39 protein-coding genes and 1 pseudogene are annotated in these 22,195 nt (G+C 66.7%); 14 read left to right on the forward strand and 26 right to left on the reverse strand.

What is annotated here, in order from left to right; all coding sequences use genetic code 11:
- Nucleotides 1-41: 41 nt before the first annotated feature.
- From ACQY76_RS16230 to ACQY76_RS16340, 23 genes and pseudogenes are all read right to left on the reverse strand, one after another.
- A pseudogene (locus ACQY76_RS16230) lies at nucleotides 42-161 on the reverse strand (hypothetical protein); the annotation flags it as partial.
- A complete protein-coding gene (locus tag ACQY76_RS16235) occupies nucleotides 158-697 on the reverse strand; it encodes a thermonuclease family protein (protein ID WP_428029757.1) in 540 nt (179 codons plus the stop codon). The pseudogene ACQY76_RS16230 and the gene ACQY76_RS16235, both read right to left, overlap by 4 nt.
- Nucleotides 690-1,130 (reverse strand): helix-turn-helix domain-containing protein, encoded by a 441-nt coding sequence (locus tag ACQY76_RS16240; RefSeq protein WP_428029758.1) that lies wholly within the window; start codon nucleotides 1,128-1,130, stop codon nucleotides 690-692. Before ACQY76_RS16240 ends, ACQY76_RS16235 begins: the two co-directional genes overlap by 8 nt.
- On the reverse strand, nucleotides 1,127-1,342 hold the full coding sequence (locus ACQY76_RS16245) for a hypothetical protein (RefSeq protein WP_428029759.1): 216 nt from the start codon (nucleotides 1,340-1,342) through the stop codon (nucleotides 1,127-1,129). The genes ACQY76_RS16240 and ACQY76_RS16245 overlap by 4 nt, the downstream gene beginning before the upstream one ends.
- 4 nt (nucleotides 1,343-1,346) lie before the next feature.
- Nucleotides 1,347-2,075, reverse strand: coding sequence for a hypothetical protein (locus ACQY76_RS16250; protein WP_428029760.1), 729 nt, complete (start codon nucleotides 2,073-2,075; stop codon nucleotides 1,347-1,349).
- A gap of 215 nt (nucleotides 2,076-2,290) precedes the next feature.
- Entirely contained in the window at nucleotides 2,291-3,262 is a 972-nt protein-coding gene (locus ACQY76_RS16255) for a hypothetical protein (protein ID WP_428029761.1), read from the reverse strand.
- A complete protein-coding gene (locus tag ACQY76_RS16260; protein WP_428029762.1) occupies nucleotides 3,255-4,040 on the reverse strand; it encodes a methyltransferase in 786 nt (261 codons plus the stop codon). Before ACQY76_RS16260 ends, ACQY76_RS16255 begins: the two co-directional genes overlap by 8 nt.
- Nucleotides 4,037-4,183: a hypothetical protein gene (locus ACQY76_RS16265; RefSeq protein ID WP_428029763.1), complete on the reverse strand. Its 147-nt coding sequence runs from the start codon at nucleotides 4,181-4,183 to the stop codon at nucleotides 4,037-4,039. Before ACQY76_RS16265 ends, ACQY76_RS16260 begins: the two co-directional genes overlap by 4 nt.
- A gap of 291 nt (nucleotides 4,184-4,474) precedes the next feature.
- Nucleotides 4,475-5,062 carry a hypothetical protein gene (locus ACQY76_RS16270; protein WP_428029764.1) on the reverse strand — a complete coding sequence of 196 codons (588 nt, stop codon included), beginning with the start codon at nucleotides 5,060-5,062 and terminating at the stop codon, nucleotides 4,475-4,477.
- Complete coding sequence (locus ACQY76_RS16275; RefSeq protein WP_428029765.1) at nucleotides 5,059-5,256, reverse strand: hypothetical protein; 198 nt, start codon at nucleotides 5,254-5,256, stop codon at nucleotides 5,059-5,061. The genes ACQY76_RS16270 and ACQY76_RS16275 overlap by 4 nt, the downstream gene beginning before the upstream one ends.
- Nucleotides 5,249-5,764, reverse strand: a complete 516-nt coding sequence (locus tag ACQY76_RS16280) for a hypothetical protein (protein WP_428029766.1) — start codon at nucleotides 5,762-5,764, stop codon at nucleotides 5,249-5,251. The genes ACQY76_RS16275 and ACQY76_RS16280 overlap by 8 nt, the downstream gene beginning before the upstream one ends.
- The gene (locus tag ACQY76_RS16285) at nucleotides 5,761-5,943 is read right to left on the reverse strand and encodes a hypothetical protein (RefSeq protein WP_428029767.1); all 183 of its coding nucleotides are present in this window, start codon (nucleotides 5,941-5,943) and stop codon (nucleotides 5,761-5,763) included. The genes ACQY76_RS16280 and ACQY76_RS16285 overlap by 4 nt, the downstream gene beginning before the upstream one ends.
- The gene (locus ACQY76_RS16290) at nucleotides 5,940-6,677 is read right to left on the reverse strand and encodes a hypothetical protein (protein WP_428029768.1); all 738 of its coding nucleotides are present in this window, start codon (nucleotides 6,675-6,677) and stop codon (nucleotides 5,940-5,942) included. The genes ACQY76_RS16285 and ACQY76_RS16290 overlap by 4 nt, the downstream gene beginning before the upstream one ends.
- Before the next feature lie 3 nt (nucleotides 6,678-6,680).
- Nucleotides 6,681-7,862 (reverse strand): hypothetical protein, encoded by a 1,182-nt coding sequence (locus ACQY76_RS16295; protein ID WP_428029769.1) that lies wholly within the window; start codon nucleotides 7,860-7,862, stop codon nucleotides 6,681-6,683.
- The gene (locus tag ACQY76_RS16300; protein ID WP_428029770.1) at nucleotides 7,859-8,851 is read right to left on the reverse strand and encodes a YqaJ viral recombinase family protein; all 993 of its coding nucleotides are present in this window, start codon (nucleotides 8,849-8,851) and stop codon (nucleotides 7,859-7,861) included. The genes ACQY76_RS16295 and ACQY76_RS16300 overlap by 4 nt, the downstream gene beginning before the upstream one ends.
- Nucleotides 8,844-9,020, reverse strand: a complete 177-nt coding sequence (locus tag ACQY76_RS16305) for a hypothetical protein (protein WP_428029771.1) — start codon at nucleotides 9,018-9,020, stop codon at nucleotides 8,844-8,846. Before ACQY76_RS16305 ends, ACQY76_RS16300 begins: the two co-directional genes overlap by 8 nt.
- Nucleotides 9,013-9,324, reverse strand: coding sequence for a hypothetical protein (locus ACQY76_RS16310; protein ID WP_428029772.1), 312 nt, complete (start codon nucleotides 9,322-9,324; stop codon nucleotides 9,013-9,015). The genes ACQY76_RS16305 and ACQY76_RS16310 overlap by 8 nt, the downstream gene beginning before the upstream one ends.
- A complete protein-coding gene (locus tag ACQY76_RS16315; protein WP_428029773.1) occupies nucleotides 9,321-9,587 on the reverse strand; it encodes a hypothetical protein in 267 nt (88 codons plus the stop codon). Before ACQY76_RS16315 ends, ACQY76_RS16310 begins: the two co-directional genes overlap by 4 nt.
- A 107-nt stretch (nucleotides 9,588-9,694) precedes the next feature.
- A complete protein-coding gene (locus ACQY76_RS16320) occupies nucleotides 9,695-9,961 on the reverse strand; it encodes a hypothetical protein (protein WP_428029774.1) in 267 nt (88 codons plus the stop codon).
- A 5-nt stretch (nucleotides 9,962-9,966) separates the two neighbouring features.
- Nucleotides 9,967-10,383 carry a hypothetical protein gene (locus ACQY76_RS16325; RefSeq protein WP_428029775.1) on the reverse strand — a complete coding sequence of 139 codons (417 nt, stop codon included), beginning with the start codon at nucleotides 10,381-10,383 and terminating at the stop codon, nucleotides 9,967-9,969.
- 504 nt (nucleotides 10,384-10,887) lie between these two features.
- Nucleotides 10,888-11,295 (reverse strand): hypothetical protein, encoded by a 408-nt coding sequence (locus ACQY76_RS16330; protein WP_428029776.1) that lies wholly within the window; start codon nucleotides 11,293-11,295, stop codon nucleotides 10,888-10,890.
- A 154-nt stretch (nucleotides 11,296-11,449) separates the two neighbouring features.
- Nucleotides 11,450-11,761: a hypothetical protein gene (locus tag ACQY76_RS16335; protein WP_428029777.1), complete on the reverse strand. Its 312-nt coding sequence runs from the start codon at nucleotides 11,759-11,761 to the stop codon at nucleotides 11,450-11,452.
- Between the two features lie 25 nt (nucleotides 11,762-11,786).
- Nucleotides 11,787-12,617, reverse strand: a complete 831-nt coding sequence (locus ACQY76_RS16340; RefSeq protein ID WP_428029778.1) for a LexA family transcriptional regulator — start codon at nucleotides 12,615-12,617, stop codon at nucleotides 11,787-11,789.
- Nucleotides 12,618-12,646: 29 nt separating this feature from the next.
- Between ACQY76_RS16340 and ACQY76_RS16345 the strand changes: the two genes are divergently transcribed.
- The 14 genes from ACQY76_RS16345 (at nucleotide 12,647) to ACQY76_RS16410 (ending at nucleotide 21,080) form a co-directional block, all read left to right on the forward strand.
- Entirely contained in the window at nucleotides 12,647-12,904 is a 258-nt protein-coding gene (locus tag ACQY76_RS16345; RefSeq protein WP_428029779.1) for a hypothetical protein, read from the forward strand.
- Nucleotides 12,901-13,143 (forward strand): hypothetical protein, encoded by a 243-nt coding sequence (locus tag ACQY76_RS16350; protein ID WP_428029780.1) that lies wholly within the window; start codon nucleotides 12,901-12,903, stop codon nucleotides 13,141-13,143. The genes ACQY76_RS16345 and ACQY76_RS16350 overlap by 4 nt, the downstream gene beginning before the upstream one ends.
- Nucleotides 13,144-13,152: 9 nt before the next feature.
- On the forward strand, nucleotides 13,153-13,452 hold the full coding sequence (locus ACQY76_RS16355) for a hypothetical protein (RefSeq protein ID WP_428029781.1): 300 nt from the start codon (nucleotides 13,153-13,155) through the stop codon (nucleotides 13,450-13,452).
- A gap of 211 nt (nucleotides 13,453-13,663) precedes the next feature.
- The gene (locus ACQY76_RS16360; RefSeq protein ID WP_428029782.1) at nucleotides 13,664-14,122 is read left to right on the forward strand and encodes a hypothetical protein; all 459 of its coding nucleotides are present in this window, start codon (nucleotides 13,664-13,666) and stop codon (nucleotides 14,120-14,122) included.
- A 17-nt stretch (nucleotides 14,123-14,139) separates the two neighbouring features.
- Nucleotides 14,140-15,339, forward strand: a complete 1,200-nt coding sequence (locus tag ACQY76_RS16365; RefSeq protein ID WP_428029783.1) for a GcrA family cell cycle regulator — start codon at nucleotides 14,140-14,142, stop codon at nucleotides 15,337-15,339.
- Nucleotides 15,339-15,557, forward strand: coding sequence for a hypothetical protein (locus ACQY76_RS16370; RefSeq protein WP_428029784.1), 219 nt, complete (start codon nucleotides 15,339-15,341; stop codon nucleotides 15,555-15,557). The genes ACQY76_RS16365 and ACQY76_RS16370 overlap by 1 nt, the downstream gene beginning before the upstream one ends.
- Nucleotides 15,558-15,583: 26 nt before the next feature.
- On the forward strand, nucleotides 15,584-16,171 hold the full coding sequence (locus ACQY76_RS16375) for a hypothetical protein (RefSeq protein WP_428029785.1): 588 nt from the start codon (nucleotides 15,584-15,586) through the stop codon (nucleotides 16,169-16,171).
- Between the two features lie 2 nt (nucleotides 16,172-16,173).
- Nucleotides 16,174-16,710: a hypothetical protein gene (locus tag ACQY76_RS16380; RefSeq protein WP_428029786.1), complete on the forward strand. Its 537-nt coding sequence runs from the start codon at nucleotides 16,174-16,176 to the stop codon at nucleotides 16,708-16,710.
- A complete protein-coding gene (locus ACQY76_RS16385) occupies nucleotides 16,707-16,931 on the forward strand; it encodes a hypothetical protein (RefSeq protein WP_428029787.1) in 225 nt (74 codons plus the stop codon). Before ACQY76_RS16380 ends, ACQY76_RS16385 begins: the two co-directional genes overlap by 4 nt.
- Nucleotides 16,928-17,284 carry a hypothetical protein gene (locus ACQY76_RS16390; protein ID WP_428029788.1) on the forward strand — a complete coding sequence of 119 codons (357 nt, stop codon included), beginning with the start codon at nucleotides 16,928-16,930 and terminating at the stop codon, nucleotides 17,282-17,284. Before ACQY76_RS16385 ends, ACQY76_RS16390 begins: the two co-directional genes overlap by 4 nt.
- Nucleotides 17,281-17,610, forward strand: coding sequence for a helix-turn-helix domain-containing protein (locus ACQY76_RS16395; RefSeq protein ID WP_428029789.1), 330 nt, complete (start codon nucleotides 17,281-17,283; stop codon nucleotides 17,608-17,610). Before ACQY76_RS16390 ends, ACQY76_RS16395 begins: the two co-directional genes overlap by 4 nt.
- A gap of 2 nt (nucleotides 17,611-17,612) precedes the next feature.
- A complete protein-coding gene (locus tag ACQY76_RS16400; protein ID WP_428029790.1) occupies nucleotides 17,613-18,197 on the forward strand; it encodes an MT-A70 family methyltransferase in 585 nt (194 codons plus the stop codon).
- Entirely contained in the window at nucleotides 18,194-20,482 is a 2,289-nt protein-coding gene (locus tag ACQY76_RS16405; protein ID WP_428029791.1) for an AAA family ATPase, read from the forward strand. Before ACQY76_RS16400 ends, ACQY76_RS16405 begins: the two co-directional genes overlap by 4 nt.
- Nucleotides 20,472-21,080, forward strand: a complete 609-nt coding sequence (locus ACQY76_RS16410) for a hypothetical protein (protein WP_428029792.1) — start codon at nucleotides 20,472-20,474, stop codon at nucleotides 21,078-21,080. Before ACQY76_RS16405 ends, ACQY76_RS16410 begins: the two co-directional genes overlap by 11 nt.
- A 219-nt stretch (nucleotides 21,081-21,299) precedes the next feature.
- Here the strand turns inward: ACQY76_RS16410 and ACQY76_RS16415 are convergent, their stop codons facing one another.
- The 3 genes from ACQY76_RS16415 to ACQY76_RS16425 form a co-directional block, all read right to left on the reverse strand.
- Nucleotides 21,300-21,506, reverse strand: a complete 207-nt coding sequence (locus ACQY76_RS16415) for a hypothetical protein (protein ID WP_428029793.1) — start codon at nucleotides 21,504-21,506, stop codon at nucleotides 21,300-21,302.
- Complete coding sequence (locus ACQY76_RS16420) at nucleotides 21,503-21,925, reverse strand: hypothetical protein (RefSeq protein ID WP_428029794.1); 423 nt, start codon at nucleotides 21,923-21,925, stop codon at nucleotides 21,503-21,505. Before ACQY76_RS16420 ends, ACQY76_RS16415 begins: the two co-directional genes overlap by 4 nt.
- A gap of 75 nt (nucleotides 21,926-22,000) precedes the next feature.
- Nucleotides 22,001-22,180 (reverse strand): hypothetical protein, encoded by a 180-nt coding sequence (locus tag ACQY76_RS16425; protein ID WP_428029795.1) that lies wholly within the window; start codon nucleotides 22,178-22,180, stop codon nucleotides 22,001-22,003.
- Between the last annotated feature and the right edge of the window lie 15 nt (nucleotides 22,181-22,195).

Consider the following 22,195-nt stretch of genomic DNA (forward strand, 5'->3'; position numbering starts at 1 on the left):
CGCAGCGCGGATTCATCGAAGGTCCAGAGCCCGCCGATCTTGGCCGCCCCTGGCACCTCGCCGCGCGCCGCCAAGGCTTGCACAGTGCGAACCTCGACGCCAAGGATGCCGGCTGCAGCGTCCGCCCGGATGCGCTCGAAGACGATGGGCTTGCGCTTCATCCCCCACCTCCGCACCAGCCGGCCCGGCGTGGGCAGCGCCCATTCGGACAGTCGTAGGGTCGCGCCCAGCCTGCGCCGATCATCGCGGCGGTCACATCGCGTCCGCCTGCCGTGATATTCGCGAGCGTTCGGCCGTAGCGATCCCGGCGGGGCAAGCGGGCAATGCCAAGGCACCGCGATGGCTCGGCCTTGGCGAGATCGCCGCACGCCGCCGACAGCAGCCCCATCAGCCCGGCTTTTGCGTCGAGCCCGCGCTGGAGCTCGGAATCGCATTTTGCCTGCCGCGTCTCCGGCGCATCCAAGCCGACGATCCGCACGACCTCGCGCGGCTGGCCTGGGGAGGTCAGCACGATGGTGTCGCCGTCGGTCACGTAGATGCCCGCAGCGGCGGGGCCGATCCGCCACAGAAAGATGCCCGCGATCAGGATCAGCAGGCCGGCGAAGATCAGCCAGAAGCTGAGCGGCAGCCGGCCATGCGGCGCCCGAGGCGGCAGGTTGTCGTTCTCGGCCTGCTGCTCGTCGTCGAGGTCAAGCATTTGCTCCCGCCCCCCTCGGCCCAAACTTCCGCCGATTGATCCCCAGCCGCGTCGCCATCTGTGACACAAGCGACGGAGAGCAGCCGAGCCGTTGAGCGATCTCAGCGATGGGGGTGCCGGCCCGGTACATCCGCTCGATCTGGTCCGCGACGCCGAGGGAGTGCTTCGGCCTCTTTGGCAGTCCAGCCATGGCGCGGTATTTCATCACGGTGTGCTTGCTGCACCCGTATTTGTCGCAGATGTCCTGCACCAGCACGCCGCGCATGTAGTCGTCCACGATGGCAAGAAAGCGCGGCGGCCGGTTCTGGCGCTCGTACTCAAAATCGACGAGTGGGCGGTTCGCATCCAGGACGCGGCGCAGCTCCGGCGATGCCTCGTGCGACTGCACGTAGGCCGCGGCGTGCTGAAGGTTCGGGCGGATCGCGTTCGTCATCCGCCGTCGCCATTGGCGAGAGCGGCGCGGCCTGCTTCTGTGGGCGAATAGACGACGCCAGCGGCGAAGCGTTCTCGGACCACGAAACCGCGAGCCTCCAAACTTTCAAGGCACACAGACATCCATGCGCCCCACGCGATAGGCGCGCCGTCGTGGTGCGTTGTCCGGCCCGTGATGATATGGTCGAGCAAGTCAGTTTCGAGGGGCGACATTCTCTCACTCCCCATCCCCGCCTCCCTGTGCGCTGGGAGGGGTGGGGAGCGGGCGCCAGTGGGTGGGTTCGAAGCTCTCGAGGAAAAGCCCGTAGCCGGACCATCCGCCATGGTCGTCATGTCTTGGGGTGGCCCAGCGGACTACGGCGGCGTCTTCCGGGTAAAGGCGTCCATCGTCGCCTTCGCGCTTGAAGTTCTCGACGGCAAGGATGCGCGTCCCATCCTTCGGCGCCGTCGCTATCGGCCTCCACCCCTCCGCCTCCCCCGGCTTGTCGGCGAAAGGTTCGGCCATGTCCACGATCAACGCAGAGGCGATCTCGCGCAAATCGTCAGGGTAGAACCCCGTGCAGCGCTCCTCCATGCTATCCGCGACGAGCCTCAAGCGACTGGCTGCGGCCTTTGCCGCCTCCCTCCGCGCCTGCGCTCGGATGGCGTCGGTGGTGGGTGGGGAGCGGTAGAGGGGGTATTTCTGCGAGTCTTTGTCCCGCAGCCACGCCTCAAACTGTGGGGTCAGATCAACCCGTCGATACTGACCGTTATCCCATGTGCTAAGGATCGCCGCCGGCTCCTCCTCAGCGCCCGGCGCTGCCGGAGAGGCGGCGAGCGCAGCGGCAAGGATTGCGCAGACGGCCTCGCGGCGCTCGTCCTCTGTCAGGCCCATGCACCCGCCCTCGGCGTAGTGCTCCAAGCCAGCCACGATCATTTCTTCGGTCGGGACAGTGCGGTCAGTCATGGGGGTGTGGCCTCAGATTGAGGCCCTTGAAAGCCTCTCGGAATAAGCGAATTGCACGACAGCAATCGGGGCAGGTGACCCGAACTCCAGGGGCAGGGTCGATAAAGTCGTCATCCGTCTCGTGATCGCCGCTGCCGAATGAGTCAAAGGCCAGCCCGCAAAATGAATACTCTCCGCCGCCGATGGGGGTTAGGATGTGACGAACCTTCGCCATCTCACCCTCCCGCCTTGGCCGGAGACAGGGCGGCGGCCGCCATGTCGAGCGTGTCGGCGAGGAACTGCGACGGGTAATGCGCCCCCGTGTTGTCGATGCAGTCGCAGAGCTTGCCGTCATCGTTCGCCTGGTAGAAGCGCTCGACAATCACGCGCAGCCTCGCCAACTCGGCCTTGTAATGGTCCGCACGGCTGCTCTCCGCCGCGAACCGCGCCTCGTGCTCGGCGTTGCGCTCTGTCAGCGCGGCGAGGTCGGCTTCTGCGGTCGTGGCGCGGGCCAGTCCTCCCTTCTGTGCCGAGTGCAAAGAACGGATCATTTCCAAGAAATTGCCCTTCTTCAGGATAGGGTCGGGATCCCCTTCGATGATCGCGCGGCGGTATTCGACGATCTCGGCCTCCAGGGCCTCGATGCGGGAGGCGGCTTCGTCTACGTCCGCCGCTGCCGTTGGGCATCTCAGAAGTCGAAGATCATCAGTGGCCCTACGTGTCCGCTCCACCAGATCGCCCGCCCCTGCGGGGGTGGGGGTAAACGTGATCGCGGTCGGCGAGCACCCGCACATGGTGCCGAGCGTCGGACACGGGCGAATGATCTTGCCGCATGTTCCGCACGTCGCCCCCTCCCGCGCCCCAGCATCCTCGATGGCGGAGAGGTCATCACGCATCCAGCGCAGGACTTGGGCCGCAATGGTGGGGCCGTTGTCCGATCCAGCGGCGCAGCTAAGGGACGCAGACGCACCGCTCGGGGCCACGATATTCAGCCACACGCGTCCATCAGTTTCAGTTACAGAGAGCTTCCAACCATCCGGCACCCTCACCCCTACCGGGGCGGGCATGGCCGCCTGCATGGCGCGGGCGCCCCACAGAGCGATGGTGAACGCCGAGGTATGATCGACGCCAAGTCGGGTGCGGGCTTCTGCATTCGCAAACACGGCTTGTCGCGCGGCCTCGGCAGCGTCCGGCGTGTTCTCAGTCATGGCGGGGCTCCGAAAGGGCGGCGGGGACGTCGAGGCTGACGATGACGGCATTCACGCTCGTGCCGGAATCGCGGAAGCTCTCATCCGGCAGCGCCTCGATGGACCCGCCCTGTCGAGCAATGAAGGCGCGGAACTCGCTTGCCCGGCGGTCTTGGCGGAAGCTCACGCCGGCTCCCATAACAGAGACCAGCCGGCCGCCGGGGCGAACGAAGCCGGCTGCGTGCATGACGTGCGCGATATCCGCCTGCTTGGCGAAGGGCGGGTTCATCACCACGCGGTCATAGACGGGCACGGGGTCGGCGCCGAGGAAGTCGCGCTGGATGACCATATCCAGCCGATGCGCAGCCTGAGAGCTTGCCTTGACGAGGGCATTGCAGCGCCGCTCGTCAACCTCGTAGCACATGACCTGCGCGCCCCACGCCGCTGCCGCGAGAGCTATGTTGCCGACGCCTGCGCTCGGCTCCAGCACCTTCATGCGCGGCCCGATCCGGGCGAGTTCCATGACGCGCGCCACCACGGCGGGCGGGCTGTCGAACTGGCCGAAGTCCTGCTTGGTGCGCTGGACGACGCCGGTCAGCAGAATGGGTTCGATCACCTCAGCCGCATCGCCGTCGAAGATGTGAGCTTTCGCGCTGCGGTTCCACTTCCCGCCGGCTGCGGCGATAACCTTGTTCACGGCCTCGTAGGCCTTGCGGTCAAGCTGACCAACGAGGGTAAGCGCGTTGCCCTGGCATTCGGCGCCGGCAAGGACGGCAAGGGTGGATTGGTCGACGTTCACTTCGCTGCTCCATTAATGACGAGCGCCATCGCAGAGGCGGCGGTGCTCAGGATGTGGCCGTGCGTCTCGGCGAAATACGGGATGCCGATCACGCCGGGCAGGCTCCAGCCGAACGCGAGGGCGCGGGTGCTCGCGCGGCTCATCGGCTCTCCTCCGCGCTCGCGGGGGACGGGAGGGCTCCGTAACCATGGGATGGCGACACTGAAACGCGGATGCAGCGGCAGCCTTCGCGGTAGGCGCGCTTCCATCCGGCCCGCCAATCTTCGCCCGGTCGCTTCCACGCGCGGCCGATGATGGTCTGCGCATCAGTGCGGGTTCGGCTTGTCGTGTGGGCCATGATGAATGGGCGGGGCCTTCCGTTCAGCCAAGCGCAGGCCCAGCCGTATTCGGTCCCGAACCTCACCCGCTCTCCGTCCTTCATCGCGGCGAGGGGGTTAGTCATGGGAGGGGTTCTCCGCATCGACGTGGCGGAAGGGCTCGTCAAACGGCTGGGTCGTGGGGTCGTAGCCGCGTGGCGTGGCCATCATCGCGATCAGCGCCGCCGCTTCCTCGAAATGCAGAGCGTCGCCAAGGGCGGTAGCCGTGCCCTCGGCGCGGGCAGCGACAGCACGCTCGCGAAGGCGGGTGACAATCTCGGGTATGCCAGGGTCGCGAACCGTGGCGCCATCGACATCCCGGCCGTCCACGACGGCACGGATAACCTGCGCCATATTGGCGCCGTCAGGCTTCGTAGTCAGCCACCACTCGGCGCGCCGGAGCGTCTCCACCAACTCTGCAATGCGCGCCATCTGCCGGGTGCAGACGCTATCGAGGCTCTTCCAATCGGCGGTAAGGCTCTTGCGGCGGGTCTCGCTGAGCTGCAACGCACCCTGCAATTTGGTGAACCCGATGACCCTCATGCGGTCTAGCTGGCCAGCGGCGGAAAGCGCGTATTCAAGCTCGGCGATCTTGTCGGCCGCCGCCTCTGGATTGGCGCGGCAGAGGTCAGCGTCGAAAGCGACGTGCTTATTCTCGCCGATCATGCCGCCCTCCAACGCTTCAGGACCAGCATGGCGGACTGCACCATGACCGCGTCGCGCCCTTCGATGGCGAACCCGCATCCCTCGCAGTAGACCGTGCAGCCCTCGTCAATCTGATCGCTGGTGCACTCGGCGCGGGTCAGCTTCGCAGTCTGGCAATCGGGGCATTCCTCGATGGACCAATCGACCTCACCCACGGCTCGGCCCCCCCTCGTCGGCGCGAGCCATGTTCTCGGCGTCGCATTTGCTATCTGGCGTCCATGACGGGTCTTTGCCGCACAGCCCAAGCGCCGGGTAATCGCCACACCACGAGCACATCGAAAGGGCGATTGGCTCACGCGACGGGTCGGCGGCAACGCGCTTGATCGGCATCTTCACGAAGCCGCGTCCCTTGGTGTCGAAAGGGAACCCCTCCTCGTCTAGGTCTGGTTCTTCCGGCTTGATGAACCCGACGAGTTTTGCGCCCTTCTGCTGAACCGCGTAACCTGCGTACCGGACGGCCATTGAGCCGCCGCGATAGGCTTCGTCTTCATCGACAACGTAGGTCGTGAAAATGACCGGCTGGCCCGGCGCGAAGGCGTCCCGCCGCTCCTTGCAGATGAACTTGACGGTCGTGATGCCGAGGCCGCGAAGGGCCGCGCGCTTGTCTTTCTGCCGCTCGCAGGCGCCGTCATAAGCGCAGCCGTTGCACGTGAGGGTTTTCATCGCGGCCCTCCCTCGTCGGCGAAGGGGCGGGCGGGGGGGGCGTCGTCCGGGTAGTCGTCCTGGTCGAGGGCGCGGCGGCCGAGCAGCGCGAAGCCGACGCCGGCGACGAGCCCAAGCACCGCGCCGATGACGACAAGCCACCAGTCGGGCGTGCAGAGGTTGCAGACGGCGGGGGTCATGACGCCCTCGCCATGCTGCGCTGCTTCAGGTGATGCCGAGCGTTCGCCTTGACGTCGGAATCCATGTCCTTCTGGCCGATCACCCATTCCAGATAGTCGGCGGGCACCTCCTCCCATCGCTTGCCGCGGTGCTTGCCGAACGGAACGCGCGGCAGGAGAGCCGGGCCGCTCGACCAGCGAGCCAAGGTCGGCAGGTCAACGCCGCTCTTGGCGGCCGTCTCGATGACGCGGCAGAGGAGCGCGGCACCGACATAGGCGTCCGGCCCGGCGCGGTGCGGCGGCATGGCGGTGTCGAAGTCCACCTCCAGCCCAAGCCAGTAGCGAAGGACTTGCAAGCTGTGCGACGGCGCATCCGGCCAGAGGCGCAGCGCGGTCTTGTAGGAGCACAGCCAGGGCACCAGCCCGTTGCCGTAGAACTTCCGCTCGAACTCGACATTGTGCGCGGCGAGATAGTCCGCCGGCGGCTTGCCGAGGCGAAGGAAGGCGACATCGGGTGACGGGGCGCCGAGGACGTCGGCATCGCTGATGTGGTGGATGGCGCGCGCCTCGACAGGCATCGGCCGGCCGGGGTTGGTGAGGATCGTCTGCGGCGGTCCAAATGTCGTCACAACCGCGTCCGGGACGGGGTCGCCGGCGCTCACCTCGATGTCGCACCAGCCGATCTCGCAGACCGCGTGCGGATCGTCGTCGTTCGGGATCCCCGTCGTCTCGAAGTCGATGCAGCGGATCAGCATGGCTCAACCCTCCTGCCGGCGGAGCGCCGTCACGCGCGCCTTGACGGCGGACTGCAGGTCATCGACCTCGTCGGCCATGAGCTCGTGCTGGAGCCTGAGCTGCTTCTGCTGATCGCTGCGGAACCAAGCCCCCAGCGCGTCCGGGTCCGTCGCGGCGGCGATGTGCGCGCGGCACTGCTCCAGGAACTCAGAGGGGGAAGGCGCCCGCTCGCCGACAGGGGGGCTATCGGCGGCGGGCGCCTCATCCGCGTCGGCCTGCTGGGGAGCGGCAGCGGGCTTCGCGGAATCGGAAGTCTTGGGCTTCGGTGCGGGATCGGCGGCCCGGGTGTCGTTGCCGAACTCGGCGACGCTGGCCTTCGCCTTCTCGGCTGCAGTCTCCTTGCCATCGGCGGGGCCGGCGGCGTGCAGGGGCGGGAAGGTATCCTCCAGGCTCGCCATGCCGTCGGTGACAGCCTTCATCATCGCGATGACACGGGCGACGTCCGGCGCCAGCCATTCGGCGGCAGTGCGGCCGATCACGGCCTCGACGCGCTTGATGTCGACGTGGTCGGCGAGTTTGCGCGCCGTCACCTCGCGGTACTGCTGGAGATTCGCGCCGATCTTCCCGACCAGCGCGTTCCGGGCTTCCTCGAATGCGAAGTCGGCGAAGGTCTGGAGAGCATTGGTGACGACGTTGCGGATCGCCTTGGACACGCCGATTTGCAGAGCGATGTCGAGCGCGCGGTCGTCGCCGGTCTTCATGCCGCGCTGGGATTTGCGCTGCTGGAAAGGGCGGACCATGTCGAAGCCGGTCTCATAGTCGGTGAACCGGGCGTAGATCAGCCAGGCGTCGCCGAGGTCCTGCACGCGGGTGTCGACGCCACAATTGCCGAAGGTCCGCGCCAGATCGTTTGCCAGCTTGATCGACGGACCCTCGATCCAATCGGTGCGGCCCTCGCGGTTGTTCTTCACCGGATAGCGGTAGAACCATTCCTGCCCGGCGGCGGCGGCGAGCGCCTTGAGCTTGCCGAGCACGCGGACGTCGTCCCGGTAGACCGCGACAGGCTGGGCACCGACGATCCTGTCCGCCGGCGCGGCGAAGGGCTGCGCGGTCGTTGCCACGGCGCCGCCGCGCTCCTCGGAACGGGAGAAGGCATCGAGGGCGGCGCGCGGGTCGGCACGGTCGATAATGTCGGTGTTGCTCATCGGGCAAGCTCCTTGGCGCGGCGGTCGGTGAGGCGCAGCACGCGGAACGTGCTCGCGGGCACGGTGTGCTCGGCGCGGGTTTGGGATTTCCAGGTCACGCGCCATCCGGGGAGCGTGCCGATCTCGGCATCGCCGAGCTTCGACTTGATCTCGGTTTCGATCGCGGTCTTGCGGGTCTCGCTGGTCTTGATCACGCTCGTCAGCGTGGCGCGCTCGGCCATCAGGCCCGGCAGCATGTTGTCGCCGGAAAGGTCGATCTCCTTGCCCGGCTGTTCGGCCGGGTAGAGCGTCTTCACGAGATCCTCGTCGGCGGAATAGGTGACGGGCGGCTCGCGGCCGGCGGCGACGTTCGCCCAGAAGTCGGCAGCGATGCGGCGGATGCGCGCCTCGGCGCCGGCATGGCGCTCGACGGCGAACTCGACGTATTCGGCGGAGAAGGTGTCGACGACGAGGGCCGCCACCATTGCCCAACTGGCATCCATCAGCGATGCCTCGCCGAGGGTCTGGAGCTGGTAGCCGATGGGCGGAACGCCATCCTCCCACATGGCCTCGAAGACCGGGCGGGCGACGACCTTGCACTGGATGTTGCCGAGCCCTTCGCGGGCCGGGTCGATGGCGACAACGTCCGGGGTGGCGCCGAAGCGATTGACCGGGTCGCGCAGATAGACACCAGCGCGGCGGACCTCCCATTCCGGGTGCATATCCCTGATCGCCTCGACGACGGACGCCTCCAGCCAGCGGCCGCGGCGCATGATGTCGTTGTCCTCGATCGGCGGGAGCGTGCCGGTCTTCTCGTGATAGACGCGCAGCGGCGTGCGGCGGGGATCGTGGCCGGCGACGGCAGCGATGTCGGATGCGGTCAGATCCTGCCGGCGGAGCGCCAGCCAGGATTCGCGGTCCGTGACCTCGATGCGCTGCGTCTTGGCGGATGCGGACTTCTCGACCACGCGCGCGGCGAGGGCGCCGATCGGCTGGAAGGTGTCAGTCATGGGCGTCGCTCCCGAAGCAGGTGGCCTTTGGCGCAGGCTTGCCGGCGAGAGCGGCGAGCGCGGCGTTGCGGATTCCGACCAGCTCCGGCGAGGCATCAGCGCGGGCGCACGCCTCCTCGATCCGATGGAGCCACTGGCGCAGGTTCCGCGCGTCGTTGCGATCAGCCATGACGAGCCTCGCGAGCGAGAGGGATGACGGCGCCGCTGCGAAGGCGGGCGCACGGGTTAAGGTGCCGGCTGGCGATGGCGCGGATTTCCGCAGGGTCTTCGCCCTGGTCGAGCGCTTGGATGACGTAGCGGAGGCCGATCGCCATCCGGGCGGAAGCGGCGCGCAGGGCGTTGTCGGCCCGGTCCCGGCGGCGGGCGGCGAACTCGGCAACGAACGCGCCGGCAATGGTGGCGACGAGCGCGCCGCCGACAGCGCCGACCATCACGAACGGCAGGGGCGTGGTCAGGAGGCCGACGGTGATCATTGCACCCGCGCCTCCGGCTCGTGCGTCGGGACGATGCCGCCGGCCTGCGCGTCCATCGCTGTGAGGCGTTCCGAGAGCGCCTTGCTAATGACGATCGACAAGAGCACGCGCTTGTTGACGCTCAGCCCCGACAGCGCGGAGGCGAGCAGGTCGACGGCGAGGCTGATGATCTCCATCGCTTCGATCTTGGCCCCGCGCGGGTCGACCTCGGCGGCTATGATCTTCTCAGCCTGACAGGTCAGGCAGTTGCAGGCGTCGGCCATGTCAGCCTCCGAAGGTGAACAAGAGGAAGGCGCCGAAGATCGCCGGCCCGCCGAGGCAGACCGCCAGCGGGAGCACCTGGGCGAGGACGGTGCGGAGGCGGAGGGGTTCACGCATCGGTCAGCTCGGGCCGGGCGGCCTCAAGCGCGGCGATGGCCTTGGACGTCCAGTCGCGGATGGCGACGAGGTCGGCGTGCGAGGCGAGATAGGTGGCCTGGAAGGCGTCGCCCTGCAGAAGGATGCGGACGGGCCGGTTGAGCTTCCGCCCAACGCTGCGGCAGTCATCGAGGCGGATGGCGCACAAGGAGCCCTCCATCCAGCCATCTCGGTCCTGCGCGATCTCCAGCGGCTCGGCGAGTTCGTTCGGGCGGGACATCGCGCTCACTCCGCAGCGATCAGCGACGGCGCGGCGGCGGCCCATTCGTCATAGGCGGCGAGCGCTTCGTCGGCGGCTTTGTTGAGGGGGGTCAGGGTCGCCAGCAGCACGTCCTGCGTCTTGGCGGGATGGGTGGCGCTCAGGCTCCACGCCAGCGCGGCATCGAGGCCGGACTCGTTGGCGTAGATCGCGAAGGCGCCCCAGGCGCCCTGATGATAGGTGGCGACCGTCGCGAAGGCCGGGCGCTTGGCGTCGAGTGCGTCGATCGCCTTCTCGCGGGTGACGATGCAGTAGCCGCCGAAGCGATCGTCGATGTGCTCCAGCGCCATCTCGCCGCCGAGTTCGTCGCGGCGCTCGATGATGTCGGCGACCAGCGCTTTCCGCTGGGCAATCATGTCCGTGTAGGGGGTGCTGCGGGTCATCTGCGGCTCCATCGCCTGCGGGGTCGTCAGCGCGTCGGCTGATGAACACATTGCTACAGACCGTAGACAGTCCTGTCAACTACCCATCGTAGCAATTTGTGAATGAGTTGCTACGCATCGAGGCGGGCGGCGCTCAAGCCGCCCCGCGCCGTCCGCAGGCTGGTGATGTCCGAGGTGCGGGCCGAAGGTGGGCCGAAGGCGGGCCTCGCGGGTCGCTAGAACGAACCTGTCCAGGTTCCCTCTGCTTCATGAGGTGGAAGGGCGCCGCTTGATGCGGCGCTTCCCCTTGGAGCGACGATTCAGGATGGAGAGGAACCTATATGAAGAAAGTTCTTCTACTACCCCGCGCGCGAAACGGCTTAACGCGCGCGTACGCGGGAAAGGCGCCGAGGGGTGCTTGTCCGGGGTTTGTCCGCAATCTGTCCGGGTTCTGTCCGGCCCTCAGCGGCATGAAAAAGCCCGCCGCTCACGGGGAGGGCGGGCTGGTCGGGAGGACGCAGGCGGTCAGGGGCCGGTCGGCGGCGGCGGCTCTTGGCGTGGCGCGAGAGCCTTCAAGACATCATTGATGCGGCCGGTGAGGAGTTCTATCTGCTGAGCGTTCTGTTTGCTCAGAGCTTGGGCATCCGTCGCGGCCTGGACGCTTGCCGAGGTCAACTGCACCCCACCATCGAAGCGGTCCCCGCCGAAGGAAAGCACCGCGATCACGGCTAGGATGCCTGCTACGACTGCGCCGCCAACCGTTGCATACAGGGTTGACGACGTCGGAAGGTGGCGAAGGGTGGTGTTTATCTCCGCAAATGCCGCCGAGCTGCCGGCTTCGAGACGAGCAAGGGCCGCATCAATCCTATGCTCGGTGGCCTCCATGCGGGCCTCCGTTGCAGCGATCTTGGCGTCCATTTCTTCGCGGGTCATGGGATCATATGTGACGCTGGCAGCGGGTTCTGGCAAGTCCGGATTGGTGCCGCGGCCAGCCCGGGTGGGCGCCGCTATAGCCGCTAAGAGCCCATTCGGCGCCATCAGATTTTTCATATCTACGAGCCGCCGCGGCGGACGTCTCGCCGCTTCGTTACGAGGTAAGTGTTGCGCGGGCCGCATCTACCTGTTCCTGAGTCAGTCGTCCGTCTTTAATGAATTGCTCAATAGATGAATTAAAGAATGAAAGCATATTCAGAAATCCGCTGCCGTTCATTACAACTTGGGCGAACGTAGTGACTTGGTTGTCGCCATTTCCTCCGAAGTCCGGGTCTACCCGCGACAGATAAAATTTAAACACACCCGAATTGTATGCAAGATTAACTACCCCATCAGCATAAGCGGTCGAAAACGACGCGCCTGGAAATACGCTTGCCTTGCTGTCGTCGATCTCATCGTCTGCCATTACAGCCCCTCCCATCGATCTTTCGTTAACCAATCACCCCGAACCGCCGCACGACGCGCCCGATGATCTGAACCTCGGAAAGCATCCGCTCACGCGCCGGGTGGCGCTCGTTGTCGGATATGACGTTCACGAGCACCTCGTCATCGCGCCGGCCGAGCACCTCCAGCCGCTTGACGACGATGCCGCCGAACTCGTCGGTCAGCGCATAGAGCCCATCGGGCGACGGCAGGCGGTGCCTGGTGTCTACGAACACGAAGTCGCCCTCGTTGAGGGTCGGGAGCATGGAATCGCCCTGCACCGGCAACACGATGGTGTCGTGCGGCCGCAAGCCCATGCCGGTCATCAGGGCGGGGGGTAGGCGCCAGTAGTCGCGCACATGCTCTGCAGCGAAGGTCATCCCGTGTTTGCCGGGGACGCCGTCGGACACGATGGTGAGGCCGCCGCCGCCCATGCCGCCCGTCACGTCGATCTGGGCGAGCGTATCCTTCGGGATGCCGCGCCGGCCGGTTTCGCTGCCGACGGTCTTCGCCTCGTCAGGGTCGCCTAACCCTGCGAGGTCGGCGACATCCATCGAGTCGATGTGAGCGTCGGCGGAACCCCGACCGTGAAACAGCCACAGCATGTTGCCGTCGAAGAAGCGCGCATACTTCGCCGCGTCGCGCTCGTCGAAATCCCGCGCCCCAGGCTGCCCGGCTCGCTCGTGGGCGTTGTAGGTCGAGGTCGCCACCGACATGGCCTCGGCAGCCGAGCGGGCGGACGAATAGCCCGCCTTCTCGCGCAGAAACTTCAGTCTTTCGCCCCGTGTCTTCATGTTGTGGAAGTTACCGAGCGGATTGCTACGATTGGTGGTTGACACGAAAAACTACGGGATGTAGCAATGTAGTCATGCGAACCCCGGCTGACATCATTGCGCTCTGGCCCTCGATCGGTGCTTTCGCCGCCGATATCGACGTCACCGCCAAGCACGCCTCCCAGATGAAGTTCCGCAACTCGGTGCCGGTGACCTACTGGCCGCGGATGGTTGCGGCCGCTGCAGGTCGCGGGATCGAGCTCAGTTATGAGGGGCTCGTAGGCGCTCACGCGCAGCCCGGCGGCTTCACGCCGGCGCAGGAATCCGCGACGCCGATGGAGGCCGCGCGATGAACCGCCAGCCCTTCTTCATGGTCTATGGCCTCGGCCAGCGCCAGCCGACGGTGCGGCACAAGACCCGCGCCAGCGCCGCACTGGAGGCCGAGCGCCTCGCCCGCGTGCATCCCGGCATCGAGTTCTTCGTGCTGCGCACCGTGAGCGTCTCCAAGAAGACCGACGTCATCACCGAAGAAATGTCGCCGTGGGATCGGGCGGACGAGGTGCTGGTCGACGACGAAAACGTCCCGTTCTGAGGCATCGCCATGAACGCCCCCGAGGTCTGCCATTTCCAGCCCGGCCAGCTCGTCGAGTGCATCGACGATGAATGGGTGAACATTATCGGCGAGCGTCCGCGCGTTCCGACGCCCGTCTCGGGATGCGTCTACACGATTGCCGAGGCTCACGAGTATCTCGGCGGAATCTTCCTGGGCTTCGAGCCCTACGGCACTGGCATCTGGTTCTCGTGGCTCCATTTTCGCCCGGTCCAGACGCCTGACATCGGCATCTTCCGGGGCCTTCTGGCGCCGTCGCCGGCCTCGCCCCGCGAGGTTGAGCTGGCATGAGCGCCCATCATTCCATCGTTTTCCCGACCGCGCAGCACGAGGGCTGGCAGGCCCTCCGCTCGCGTTCCGGTTTCCTCCCGACCCTCGCGGGCCGGCACCTGGCGCGCCGTCTCTCCATTCGCTGCGGCGGCGCGCTTCTCTCTCATCGCTTCAAGTCCTCCGAACAGTTGCCGTCCAACGTGGTCATAGCAAACCACAAGGAGACGGTTCTGTGTCGGTTCATCTCACCGAGGGCTCGGCTGATTCCGCCGAGAGCGAGGCAAGTCACATGAGCGGGGTAGCGCAAGCCTCCGAAGCGCTGGACCAGCTTGTCCAGCCGTGGCCGGCTCGAAAGAGCTTCAAGGAAGCCGTGGCGATCGCGACGAAGTTGGTCAACGACATCGGCATCAAATCGAAAATCTTGAGTGCGCCCATCAAGCACTCCCGCATCGAGGACCTGTGGAAGCGTGAAGCGCGCCGGGTCAATGCGGAGGAGCTGGACGCCATTCGAGCCGCGCGCGACGCGAAGCTCCAGAGGAACGCAAGTGACCAGCACCAGAGACTCGTCGCGCGGATTGCGCGGCTCGAAGCGGCCCTTCGCCTTTCGGACGAGGACGCTTATCGCGAATTGGCTGGAGAGCGGCGCGAGCTGGCTCGCGGTGCTGATCGCCCCCTGGATCGCCACGCCTGAGCCGGGAGGCGACGACGATGCAGTCTGACCAGCACCCCGCGTTCGACCTGATCGAGGAGGCGAAGTTCGCCCGGCGCATGCTGGCGATCACTGACGCCTCGCTCGTCAAGATCATCGAAGCCGCCGAGCCGAAGCCGGATGCCGCGCCCGTCGAGGCGACCCGGCCCGCGCGCCTGGAGGTGCCGACGGTCAATCCGGAGGGGTGGACGGACGAGGTGCGTGCGCTGGTGCGCAGCGAGCGTGCGCTCGGACGCACGGCGCAGGAGGTGGCAGTCGCACTGTCGATCGTGTTCGGGCTGGCCGTGACGCCACAGGTGCTGCTCGCCGCCATCATGCATTTCGACCTGGACTGCCGGTACGACGCGCCCGCGCCGGAGGAGCTTGCCGTGCTTGCCGTGCAGGCCGAGCAGGTGGCGCCGGTGCAGGAGGTGCTGGAGCAGCCCTCCGAGCCCGAGCCCGTTGCCGATCAGCCGCGCGACGCAACGCCGGTTGTGGATCACGAAGCCGCCCCGGTGGAAGACAAGCCGGCCGAGTTGGAAGCCGATGTGCCAGCGTGGCCGAACCCGGAAGACCCGGCCATCAACGAGCCTTGGGCGCAGAGGGCGCTCGCCATGCACGCCGAGGGCTTGCCGCCGTTCCGCATTGCTGGCGATCTGAAATGGCATGGCGCCACCGACTTCAAGGTCCGGTGCCTGCTGATCCCCGGCTTCCGCCAGCAGCAGCGCGACAAGATCAACGCCGCGCGCGGCTACATCGCCAAGCCCCGCACCAGCGCGCCTGCTGCTGTGCCTCCGAAGCCTGCGCCCCGTGAGCCGAAGACCAAGCCGACGCGGGTGACCGTCACGACGCCGGCCGCGCAGCCCAAGCCTGAGCGCAAGGCCGCCGCTGAGAAGCTGGACCCTCTTCCCTGGGCGATCCCCGCGCCCGGGACCGCCGCCGGCTGCAACACCGAGATCCCCGTGCCCGGCAAGGGCCTGCACATCAGCGACCTGCAGGACCGTCACTGCCGCTGGCTGATGGGGCCGGGCGCCGACGGGCACGAGACCTATTGCGGCTGCCAGAAGTCGAAGCACGGCTCCTCCTACTGCGAAGCCCATGCCGTGAAGGCCTTCAATGAATGGCCGCCGCGCACCCCGATCAAGCGACCGACGCGCATGGCGCGCTCGATGTCCGCGCTCCCCGATGCCCGAACCCGCCAGACCGAGAGGACAGTCTGATGAACCGGAACAATGGCAAGCGTCATATCCGCGATCTGGAAGGCGACCTGAACAACGCCGACGTGGCGCGCCGGCAGATGGAAGGCATCAGGACGCTGATCGTGCCCGATGACGCTCGGGGGCCCGGCATCGTGCGCGGGCACTCCGTAATCGCGGGGATGGTCGACCGCATCGTCACCGAAAGCGGCCGCGTCCTGAAAGACAAGTTCGCAGCCTGACCCGACGAACCCCAAAGGAGGGCACCATGCCCAAGCAGCCCGATTCCATGGTCACCGGCAGGGTGGTCAACAAGAAGGTGTTCGACACGCTGGTCTCGCGGGTCGGCGCCATGAACTCGAAGATGGCGACGCAGCGCGGCGAGATCGGGAGCTTCATCAAGGACGCCGAGGAAACGCACGGCATCCATCGCGGCGCCTTCAAGCTGGTGCTCAAGCTCGACGGCATGGAGGACCTCAAGGCCAAGGACTTCCTCCGCTCGTTCGACCTCTACCGCGAATACCTCAAGCTCGACCAGCGCGGCACCAGTGACCTGCTGGAGAACGATGCCGGCGACGATGAGGGCGATGACGTCGGTGATGCCGACGCCACGGATGCCGATGCGGCGGACGAATGGGATGCCAGCGCGCCGGCTGCCGCCAGCGATGACGAGGTGCTCGCCCCTGGCACGGTGCGGGTCGGCGGCGAGGTCGTGAAGCTCGGGCCGAAGCCCCGCGAACGCCGGCTCATGGAAGCGGCTGCCAAGATGGACGACGGCAGCACGACCGATCCCGAGGAGATGGGGCGGCGCCTCGCCGGAAACCCGCTCGATGACCTGACCGGCCGCCGCCACTGATGATGTCGACCACGGCGCTCCCGCTGATCCTCGCCCTCGACGTCGCCAGCACCACGGGCTGCGCCGAGGGCCGGCCCGGCGAGAAGCCGCGCACATGGAAGTGGCAGCTCGGCAAGGCCGGCGCCACGCGTCCGGAGCGCCTGTTCTCGCTCCTCTGTCACCTCTCGGAGCACCTCGCCGTGTCGCAGCCGAAGATCATCGTCATCGAGGCGCCCATGTCCCTGCGCGGTGTCGACACCATGATGCTGCTGTTCGGCGCGGTCGGTGTCTGCGAGGCGGTCGCGCGGGGCAGGGGCGTCAACGACATCATCCTCGCGAACGTCCAGAAGGTCCGGGGCTACTTCGTGGACCGCTCCCGGTTCAAGGAAACGAACGACGGCAAGAAGGCCGTCATGGCGAAGTGCCAGGCGCTCGGCTGGAACCCTCAAGGCTTCGACGAGGCGGACGCGGCGGCGGCCTGGGCATGGGCCTGCCACACCCGCTACCCGCGCCATGCCCAGCACGTCGAGCCGCTGCTGATCGGGAGCGATGCACGATGAGCAAGCCCCCCGCTCCCATCACCTTCGACGAGATGATCCGCGAGGCCCAGCAGGAGGCCTATCGGATCGAGGACATCCAAGCCGCCCTTGTCGCCTCCGGCCTGCGCTCCGGCCCGGAGGCCCAGCAGCTACGGCGCGCGAAGGTGTTCCTCGCCATCGCGTCCGGCCTGACCGACATCCGCGCCCGCCAGCAACAGCAGCCCCAGGGAAACCGCCGATGAAGCGCGATCGCACGCCGTGGAGCAAGGACCGGGTCATCCAGATGGCGATGATCGCGGGCGCCGGCGGAACCGCCGAGGACATCGCCGGGGCGCTGCGCATATCGCCCCAGGCGGCGCGGGATGCTGCGCGGCGGAATGGAATCGCGCTGTCGAGCCGGCTTGCGCCGTCCTGCGCGGTCGGACGGCGCATCGTGGTGGTGAAGCTGCGACCGGAGGTGATCGAAGCTCTCCAGGCTTCCGCCGCCTCGCGCGGGATCGACGTTGCCGAGCTGCTGGAGCGGATCGCCGAAGCGCACGCCCAAGGCGGCGCGGTGCTGACCGACAACGTGCTCGATGACGGGGTCGAAGGATGACCGCCGCCTGCACATGCCCGACCTGCGGCCAGCCGATGCGCGCCGGGACCGACGTCAAGGCGTTGACCGGCCTCGCGCGTGGCCCGGTTTCGCGCGCCATCCTGGACACGCTTGTCGAGTCCTATCCCGCCTCCATCGAGGGGCGCCGGCTTGCGGAAGCAGTATGGGGCGACGACCCTGACGGCGGGCCGAATTGGCCGGCTGGCTCTCTTTTCATCCTGATGCGCCGCCTTCGCCTGAAGCTCGGTCCGCTTGGCTGGACGATCACCAGCACCGGCCCCGGCCGAGGCGGCGCCAGCTTCCGCCTCGCGCCGCTGGAGGCCTGAGCATGGCGCCCGCGTGGCCCTTCGGCGAGTTGCAGCCGCAGCACCATAGCGTGGTGCTGGTCGACCCGCCTTGGCGCTGGTCCGGCGGCACGACGTCCCGGCCGCAGCACTATCCCCGCATGACGCTCGACGAGATCAAGGCGATGCCGGTGCGCAGCCTGCTGCTGCCCGAGGGCGGCCGCGTCTGCCTCTGGATGACCGCGCCGCTGATGCACCGCATGCCCGAGATCGCGAAGGCATGGCGGCTGCGGTACTCGTCGATGATCCCTTGGATAAAGCTCTGGAACGGCGAGGGCGGCATGTTCGTCTATGCCAATTCCGTCGCGCGCGGGACGGGCTTCGAGGTCATGGGCAACGCGGAATATTGCGTGATCCTGAAGGCCGGGCGCCCGCATTCGATCAAGGGCAACCCGTTCCCCGGCGTGCTGATCGAGCCCCGCCGCGAACACTCGCGCAAGCCGCCCCGCCTGCATGCCGAGATCGAGGCGCGCATCCCCGGACCCTATTGCGAGATATTCGCCCGCGAGCGCCGGCCCGGCTGGAACGCCTGGGGCAATGAGACCTGCAAGTTCGGAGCCGCGGCATGACCGACGTCTCCGACCTCGCGCGGCATATGGAAGGCGTGGCCCGGCTGCTGCTCGGCGAGCCGAACAAGGCCATGTCGTCCAAGGCCGAGCTGCGGTTCGGATCGAATGGTTCGCTGTCGGTCGACCTCAAGAAGGGCGTCGCCGCCGATCATGAATCGGGCGAGGGCGGCGGGGTGCTCTGGCTGATCCAGCGGCAGACCGGGCGCGCGAACGGCGCGGCTGTCGAGTGGATGCGCGAGAACGGATTCGAGGTCGAGGACCGGCAGGAGCACCAGCACCACGCCGCCGGCCCGGCGCGCCAGCAGCAGCAGGGTGTCGAGCGCCGCGAGATCGAGGCGACCTATGACTATGTGAGCGACATCGGCGATCTGCTCTATCAGGTGGTGCGCCAGGTCTTCACGCTCGACGGCCGCCCGGTGATGACGAAGGACGGGGCGAAGCGAAAGAAGACCTTCTCGCAGCGCCGGCCGGCCCCCGGCGAGCCCGGCGTGTGGATCAACGCGCTCGATGCCGGCACCTTCATGCGCAAGGGGCCCGGGGCGAACTGGTCCCGCTTCGACGAGGAGAAGTTCAAGGCCTGGGGCTGCACGGAAACGCGCGACTTCCACGACGAGCCGCCGCCGGTGCTCTATCGCCTGCCGGAGGTGCTGGAAGCGCTGGGCGACGAGCGCCAGGTCTTCATCGTCGAGGGCGAGAAGAAGGTCGATTCGCTCTGGAAGCTCGGGATCCCCGCGACCTGTAATGCGGGCGGATCGAAGAAGTGGCAGCCCGCGTTCAATGACATCTTCCGCGATGCCGCGGTCGTCGTGCTGCCGGACAATGACGACACCGGGCGCCAGCACGCCAGCATGATCGCCGCCGGGCTGAACGGCATCGCGGACCGCGTCCGCATCGTCGACCTAGCCGACCACTGGCCGCTGTGCCCGCCTAAGGGTGACGTCGTCGACTGGCTGGCCGCCGGCGGGACCGCGCAGGCCCTGTTCGACATGGTGAAGGCGACGGCGCCATGGGCGCCCGCCATCGTCTCTAAGTTCGGCGCGCTGGCGTGGCAGCACCTCGACGATGCCGGGCCGGAATATGAATACATCATCGATGGCTGGTTCACGCTCGGCGACAAGTCGGTGATCGGCGGCCCATCCGGTTCCGGTAAGAGCTTCCTCGCCATCCACGCCGCGATGTCGATCGCGCGCGGCACCGACTTCTTCGGCTGCAAGGTGCGTTCACCCGGGCTGGTGGTCTATCAGGCCGGCGAGGGCGTCCGGGGCATCAAGAAGCGGCTGCGCGCCTACCGCAAGCAATTCGACATCCCGCCCGACGAGGCGGTGCCCTTCGTGCTGCTGCAGTCGAAGATCGACCTCTACCGCCAGGATGGTGATACGCCCGCGCTGATCACCGAGCTCAAGGCGATCCGGGCGATCTACGGGCTGCCGCTGCGCGCGTTCTTTATCGACACCCTCGCCACGGCGCAGGGAGGCGCCGACGAGAACAGCGGCAAGGACATGTCCGTCGTGATGGAGAACATCGACCGGATCAACCGGGAGGCCGGCTGCCACGTCTGCCTCGTCCACCACATGAACGCCGCCGGCACGAAGTTGCGCGGGCACACCTCGATCTACGCGAACATCGACCAGGTCGTCTTCGTCACCCGCGACGAGGTCACGAAGGTTCGCACGGCGGTGCTCGGCAAGCAGAAGGACGACGAGGACAACGCGCATGTCCGGTTCGAACTGGCATCGGTCGAGGTCGGCAAGCGCGCCGACGATGGCAAGCCGATCACCTCGTGCGTCTGCCTCCAGGTCGGCGAGCGCGAGATCATGCAGAAGAAGACCGCCGCCGCCGGCTACGCGCTGATGGGCAAGGAGGAGCCGATCTTCCGGGCGCTGATGCTGGCGCAGAAGGAGAAGGGCATCGTCCCGACCCCGGAGATGATCGCCGCTGGCGTGCCCGCCGATGTGATCGCGGTCCATTACAGCGATTGGCGCGACGCTCTCAAGCAGGTTGGGGCGCCCGGCAGCGACGGCGAAGCCCAGAGCGACGAGGCGGTGCGCAAGATGTTCGACCGTCTCGTGATCCAGGGCAAGCTCACTCAGCACGACATCATCGGCTGGAGCCGCCCGCATCTGTGGTGGAAGGGCCGGCACATCCGGGGCTTCCCCGAGACGATGCCGGCGCCTGCGCCAAGCGGACAAAACCCGGACAATTCCTGGACACAGGGCTTCGGCGCTGGTGGTGACGAAGCGGCCGATTTCGGCGGGTTTTTCGAGGAAAACGCTTATGAACGCTGAACTTGAGGCCGGTGACGACGCCCGGACAAAACCCGGACAAAACCCGGACATCGACGCCAGCCTGCGCGCAAAGGGTTGGATGCCCGGCCAAGTTGATCCCGGCAAGGCGGCGCGGATGCAGGAGCGTTCAGAGCGTCGGCGGCGGCATGGCGATGGGCCGCCGGCGGAATGGTCGGGCGAGTGGGTGCGCAAACGCATGGTGCGCGCCTATAGGGTGCTCTCTGCTACGGAGGGACCAGTCGGGCCCCAGGGTTATTCTTCGTTCTGGCCGCCAATAGTTAGCGAGTTCGGCGATCTTGTTGCCCAGGTCGACACGGGGGAGCTTGGAAGGGGCCGAAATCGGCCAATCCGGGGCGCCGCGATCGAGGAGATCGGCGCCATGCACCAGGTGATCGAGTGGCCGATGACAGTATTGAAGGGCTACCCGGAAGATGCGCGCATCCTCGGACGCTGGGCGTTTTGCAAGGCGTTCAATCTGAACATCGAGGCAGAGGCGGCCCGCTCCGGCTACTCGTACACGCATTGGAGGCGCCTGCGCGATGATGCCGCAAACCTATGTGCCGCAATGCTTACAAAGGCTTCGGTGAAGCCCTTCTAGTTGCGTGAACTTGCGTGCGGGTTTCGGCTCGGGATTGACAATGAGCATTTGGTGCGGCTCTCGTGCGGGGATGCACCGAACTGTGACCGAGGGAACGCCCCAGCGGAGGGCTCGCCCCCGGCAAGGGGGCTGAGCGAGCCCAGAGCGTCGGGACGAAGACGACGTTACTAGGAACTGCTCTTACACCCCGCGCGAGACGATGAAGGCTCCGCACCGTGGTCAGGTTTCGGACACGCGGATCAGCTTTCGCGAAAGAAGATCGCGGATCTGTTTGGCCTCATCGAGGCTTGTACCGTCAGGTAGGTCAAACCCGATGAACTTCTTGAACAGGTCCAACTCGTCGCCGGCATATTGCTCCATGACAATGAAGGGCTGCCCGCTTTCGAATTCAGACACGCGCCAGTGAACTTCCGATCGCTTGGTCATGCGCTACCTCCCGATGCGCTCTTGAGCGCCGAGCCAATTACTAATCCGACTAGCTCGGCGATGACGTGCCGCCCGGTCTCTTTCCCGGCCTCCGTGGCAGCCTCTTTCAACCGCGTGCCGAGAGCTTTCTGGTCCGCCTCGATTGGGCTGCCAAGTGTGGAAAGGCCTTTGTCGGTGAGCGCTACACCGAATGCGCTCCCTTCGATCCTCTGATCCGCGTCGACGTAGCCGTTTCGATCGAGAAACCGGATGAGGTCGTCGAAGAATTCTTCAGGATCGCGCGGCGGTTCAAGGCTGGTTTTCGCCCCTAGGTCGAGGGCAGAAAAATCCACTCGCCTTGGCCATCGCTCATAAAGGGAGCCAAGGATGTGAGCCATCCAAGCGTCTCCGACCTCGCGATCTGACGTCTCATCGTTCATTCCGAGATTCCCAGTCGGCATTCATGGGCTGCAGGACGGCCCAAAAATGACTGTTGTTGTGCGGCAAGCGGCCCTCTATTCGCGCGGCTGTAGGCGTCGAACCTGATCCGCAATCTTCCGCAGCTTGCCGACCGCGTCATCCAACTCGCGGCGAGCGCGTTCGTACTCCTCGCGCTTGATGTAGCGATCGACGTCATCGAGTTCATCGCGGATCACGTCGGCAATTGCTCTCGACAGCGCTGAAGGCGATGGCATCGACGTCCCCCCTCT

Source organism: Ancylobacter sp. (assembly GCF_965279025.1).
Lineage (GTDB): Bacteria > Pseudomonadota > Alphaproteobacteria > Rhizobiales > Xanthobacteraceae > Ancylobacter.

Excerpts from the sequence above, each read along its gene's own strand:
- ACQY76_RS16310 (WP_428029772.1), bottom strand. The coding sequence starts at position 9,324 with ATGATCACCGTCGGCCTCCTGACCACGCCCCTGCCGTTCGTGATGGTC.
- ACQY76_RS16270 (WP_428029764.1), bottom strand. The coding sequence starts at position 5,062 with ATGATCGGCGAGAATAAGCACGTCGCTTTCGACGCTGACCTCTGCCGC.
- ACQY76_RS16355 (WP_428029781.1), top strand. The coding sequence starts at position 13,153 with ATGAACGCCCCCGAGGTCTGCCATTTCCAGCCCGGCCAGCTCGTCGAG.
- ACQY76_RS16320 (WP_428029774.1), bottom strand. The coding sequence starts at position 9,961 with ATGTCCCGCCCGAACGAACTCGCCGAGCCGCTGGAGATCGCGCAGGAC.
- ACQY76_RS16350 (WP_428029780.1), top strand. The coding sequence starts at position 12,901 with ATGAACCGCCAGCCCTTCTTCATGGTCTATGGCCTCGGCCAGCGCCAG.
- ACQY76_RS16255 (WP_428029761.1), bottom strand. The coding sequence starts at position 3,262 with ATGACTGAGAACACGCCGGACGCTGCCGAGGCCGCGCGACAAGCCGTG.
- ACQY76_RS16420 (WP_428029794.1), bottom strand. The coding sequence starts at position 21,925 with ATGAACGATGAGACGTCAGATCGCGAGGTCGGAGACGCTTGGATGGCT.
- ACQY76_RS16375 (WP_428029785.1), top strand. The coding sequence starts at position 15,584 with ATGCCCAAGCAGCCCGATTCCATGGTCACCGGCAGGGTGGTCAACAAG.
- ACQY76_RS16280 (WP_428029766.1), bottom strand. The coding sequence starts at position 5,764 with ATGAAAACCCTCACGTGCAACGGCTGCGCTTATGACGGCGCCTGCGAG.
- ACQY76_RS16405 (WP_428029791.1), top strand. The coding sequence starts at position 18,194 with ATGACCGACGTCTCCGACCTCGCGCGGCATATGGAAGGCGTGGCCCGG.
- ACQY76_RS16395 (WP_428029789.1), top strand. The coding sequence starts at position 17,281 with ATGACCGCCGCCTGCACATGCCCGACCTGCGGCCAGCCGATGCGCGCC.
- ACQY76_RS16295 (WP_428029769.1), bottom strand. The coding sequence starts at position 7,862 with ATGAGCAACACCGACATTATCGACCGTGCCGACCCGCGCGCCGCCCTC.
- ACQY76_RS16410 (WP_428029792.1), top strand. The coding sequence starts at position 20,472 with ATGAACGCTGAACTTGAGGCCGGTGACGACGCCCGGACAAAACCCGGA.
- ACQY76_RS16335 (WP_428029777.1), bottom strand. The coding sequence starts at position 11,761 with ATGGCAGACGATGAGATCGACGACAGCAAGGCAAGCGTATTTCCAGGC.
- ACQY76_RS16370 (WP_428029784.1), top strand. The coding sequence starts at position 15,339 with ATGAACCGGAACAATGGCAAGCGTCATATCCGCGATCTGGAAGGCGAC.
- ACQY76_RS16330 (WP_428029776.1), bottom strand. The coding sequence starts at position 11,295 with ATGACCCGCGAAGAAATGGACGCCAAGATCGCTGCAACGGAGGCCCGC.
- ACQY76_RS16235 (WP_428029757.1), bottom strand. The coding sequence starts at position 697 with ATGCTTGACCTCGACGACGAGCAGCAGGCCGAGAACGACAACCTGCCG.
- ACQY76_RS16425 (WP_428029795.1), bottom strand. The coding sequence starts at position 22,180 with ATGCCATCGCCTTCAGCGCTGTCGAGAGCAATTGCCGACGTGATCCGC.
- ACQY76_RS16240 (WP_428029758.1), bottom strand. The coding sequence starts at position 1,130 with ATGACGAACGCGATCCGCCCGAACCTTCAGCACGCCGCGGCCTACGTG.
- ACQY76_RS16345 (WP_428029779.1), top strand. The coding sequence starts at position 12,647 with ATGCGAACCCCGGCTGACATCATTGCGCTCTGGCCCTCGATCGGTGCT.
- ACQY76_RS16305 (WP_428029771.1), bottom strand. The coding sequence starts at position 9,020 with ATGGCTGATCGCAACGACGCGCGGAACCTGCGCCAGTGGCTCCATCGG.
- ACQY76_RS16385 (WP_428029787.1), top strand. The coding sequence starts at position 16,707 with ATGAGCAAGCCCCCCGCTCCCATCACCTTCGACGAGATGATCCGCGAG.
- ACQY76_RS16290 (WP_428029768.1), bottom strand. The coding sequence starts at position 6,677 with ATGCTGATCCGCTGCATCGACTTCGAGACGACGGGGATCCCGAACGAC.
- ACQY76_RS16265 (WP_428029763.1), bottom strand. The coding sequence starts at position 4,183 with ATGAGCCGCGCGAGCACCCGCGCCCTCGCGTTCGGCTGGAGCCTGCCC.
- ACQY76_RS16400 (WP_428029790.1), top strand. The coding sequence starts at position 17,613 with ATGGCGCCCGCGTGGCCCTTCGGCGAGTTGCAGCCGCAGCACCATAGC.
- ACQY76_RS16245 (WP_428029759.1), bottom strand. The coding sequence starts at position 1,342 with ATGTCGCCCCTCGAAACTGACTTGCTCGACCATATCATCACGGGCCGG.
- ACQY76_RS16315 (WP_428029773.1), bottom strand. The coding sequence starts at position 9,587 with ATGGCCGACGCCTGCAACTGCCTGACCTGTCAGGCTGAGAAGATCATA.
- ACQY76_RS16300 (WP_428029770.1), bottom strand. The coding sequence starts at position 8,851 with ATGACTGACACCTTCCAGCCGATCGGCGCCCTCGCCGCGCGCGTGGTC.
- ACQY76_RS16285 (WP_428029767.1), bottom strand. The coding sequence starts at position 5,943 with ATGACCCCCGCCGTCTGCAACCTCTGCACGCCCGACTGGTGGCTTGTC.
- ACQY76_RS16380 (WP_428029786.1), top strand. The coding sequence starts at position 16,174 with ATGTCGACCACGGCGCTCCCGCTGATCCTCGCCCTCGACGTCGCCAGC.
- ACQY76_RS16250 (WP_428029760.1), bottom strand. The coding sequence starts at position 2,075 with ATGACTGACCGCACTGTCCCGACCGAAGAAATGATCGTGGCTGGCTTG.
- ACQY76_RS16390 (WP_428029788.1), top strand. The coding sequence starts at position 16,928 with ATGAAGCGCGATCGCACGCCGTGGAGCAAGGACCGGGTCATCCAGATG.
- ACQY76_RS16325 (WP_428029775.1), bottom strand. The coding sequence starts at position 10,383 with ATGACCCGCAGCACCCCCTACACGGACATGATTGCCCAGCGGAAAGCG.
- ACQY76_RS16365 (WP_428029783.1), top strand. The coding sequence starts at position 14,140 with ATGCAGTCTGACCAGCACCCCGCGTTCGACCTGATCGAGGAGGCGAAG.
- ACQY76_RS16415 (WP_428029793.1), bottom strand. The coding sequence starts at position 21,506 with ATGACCAAGCGATCGGAAGTTCACTGGCGCGTGTCTGAATTCGAAAGC.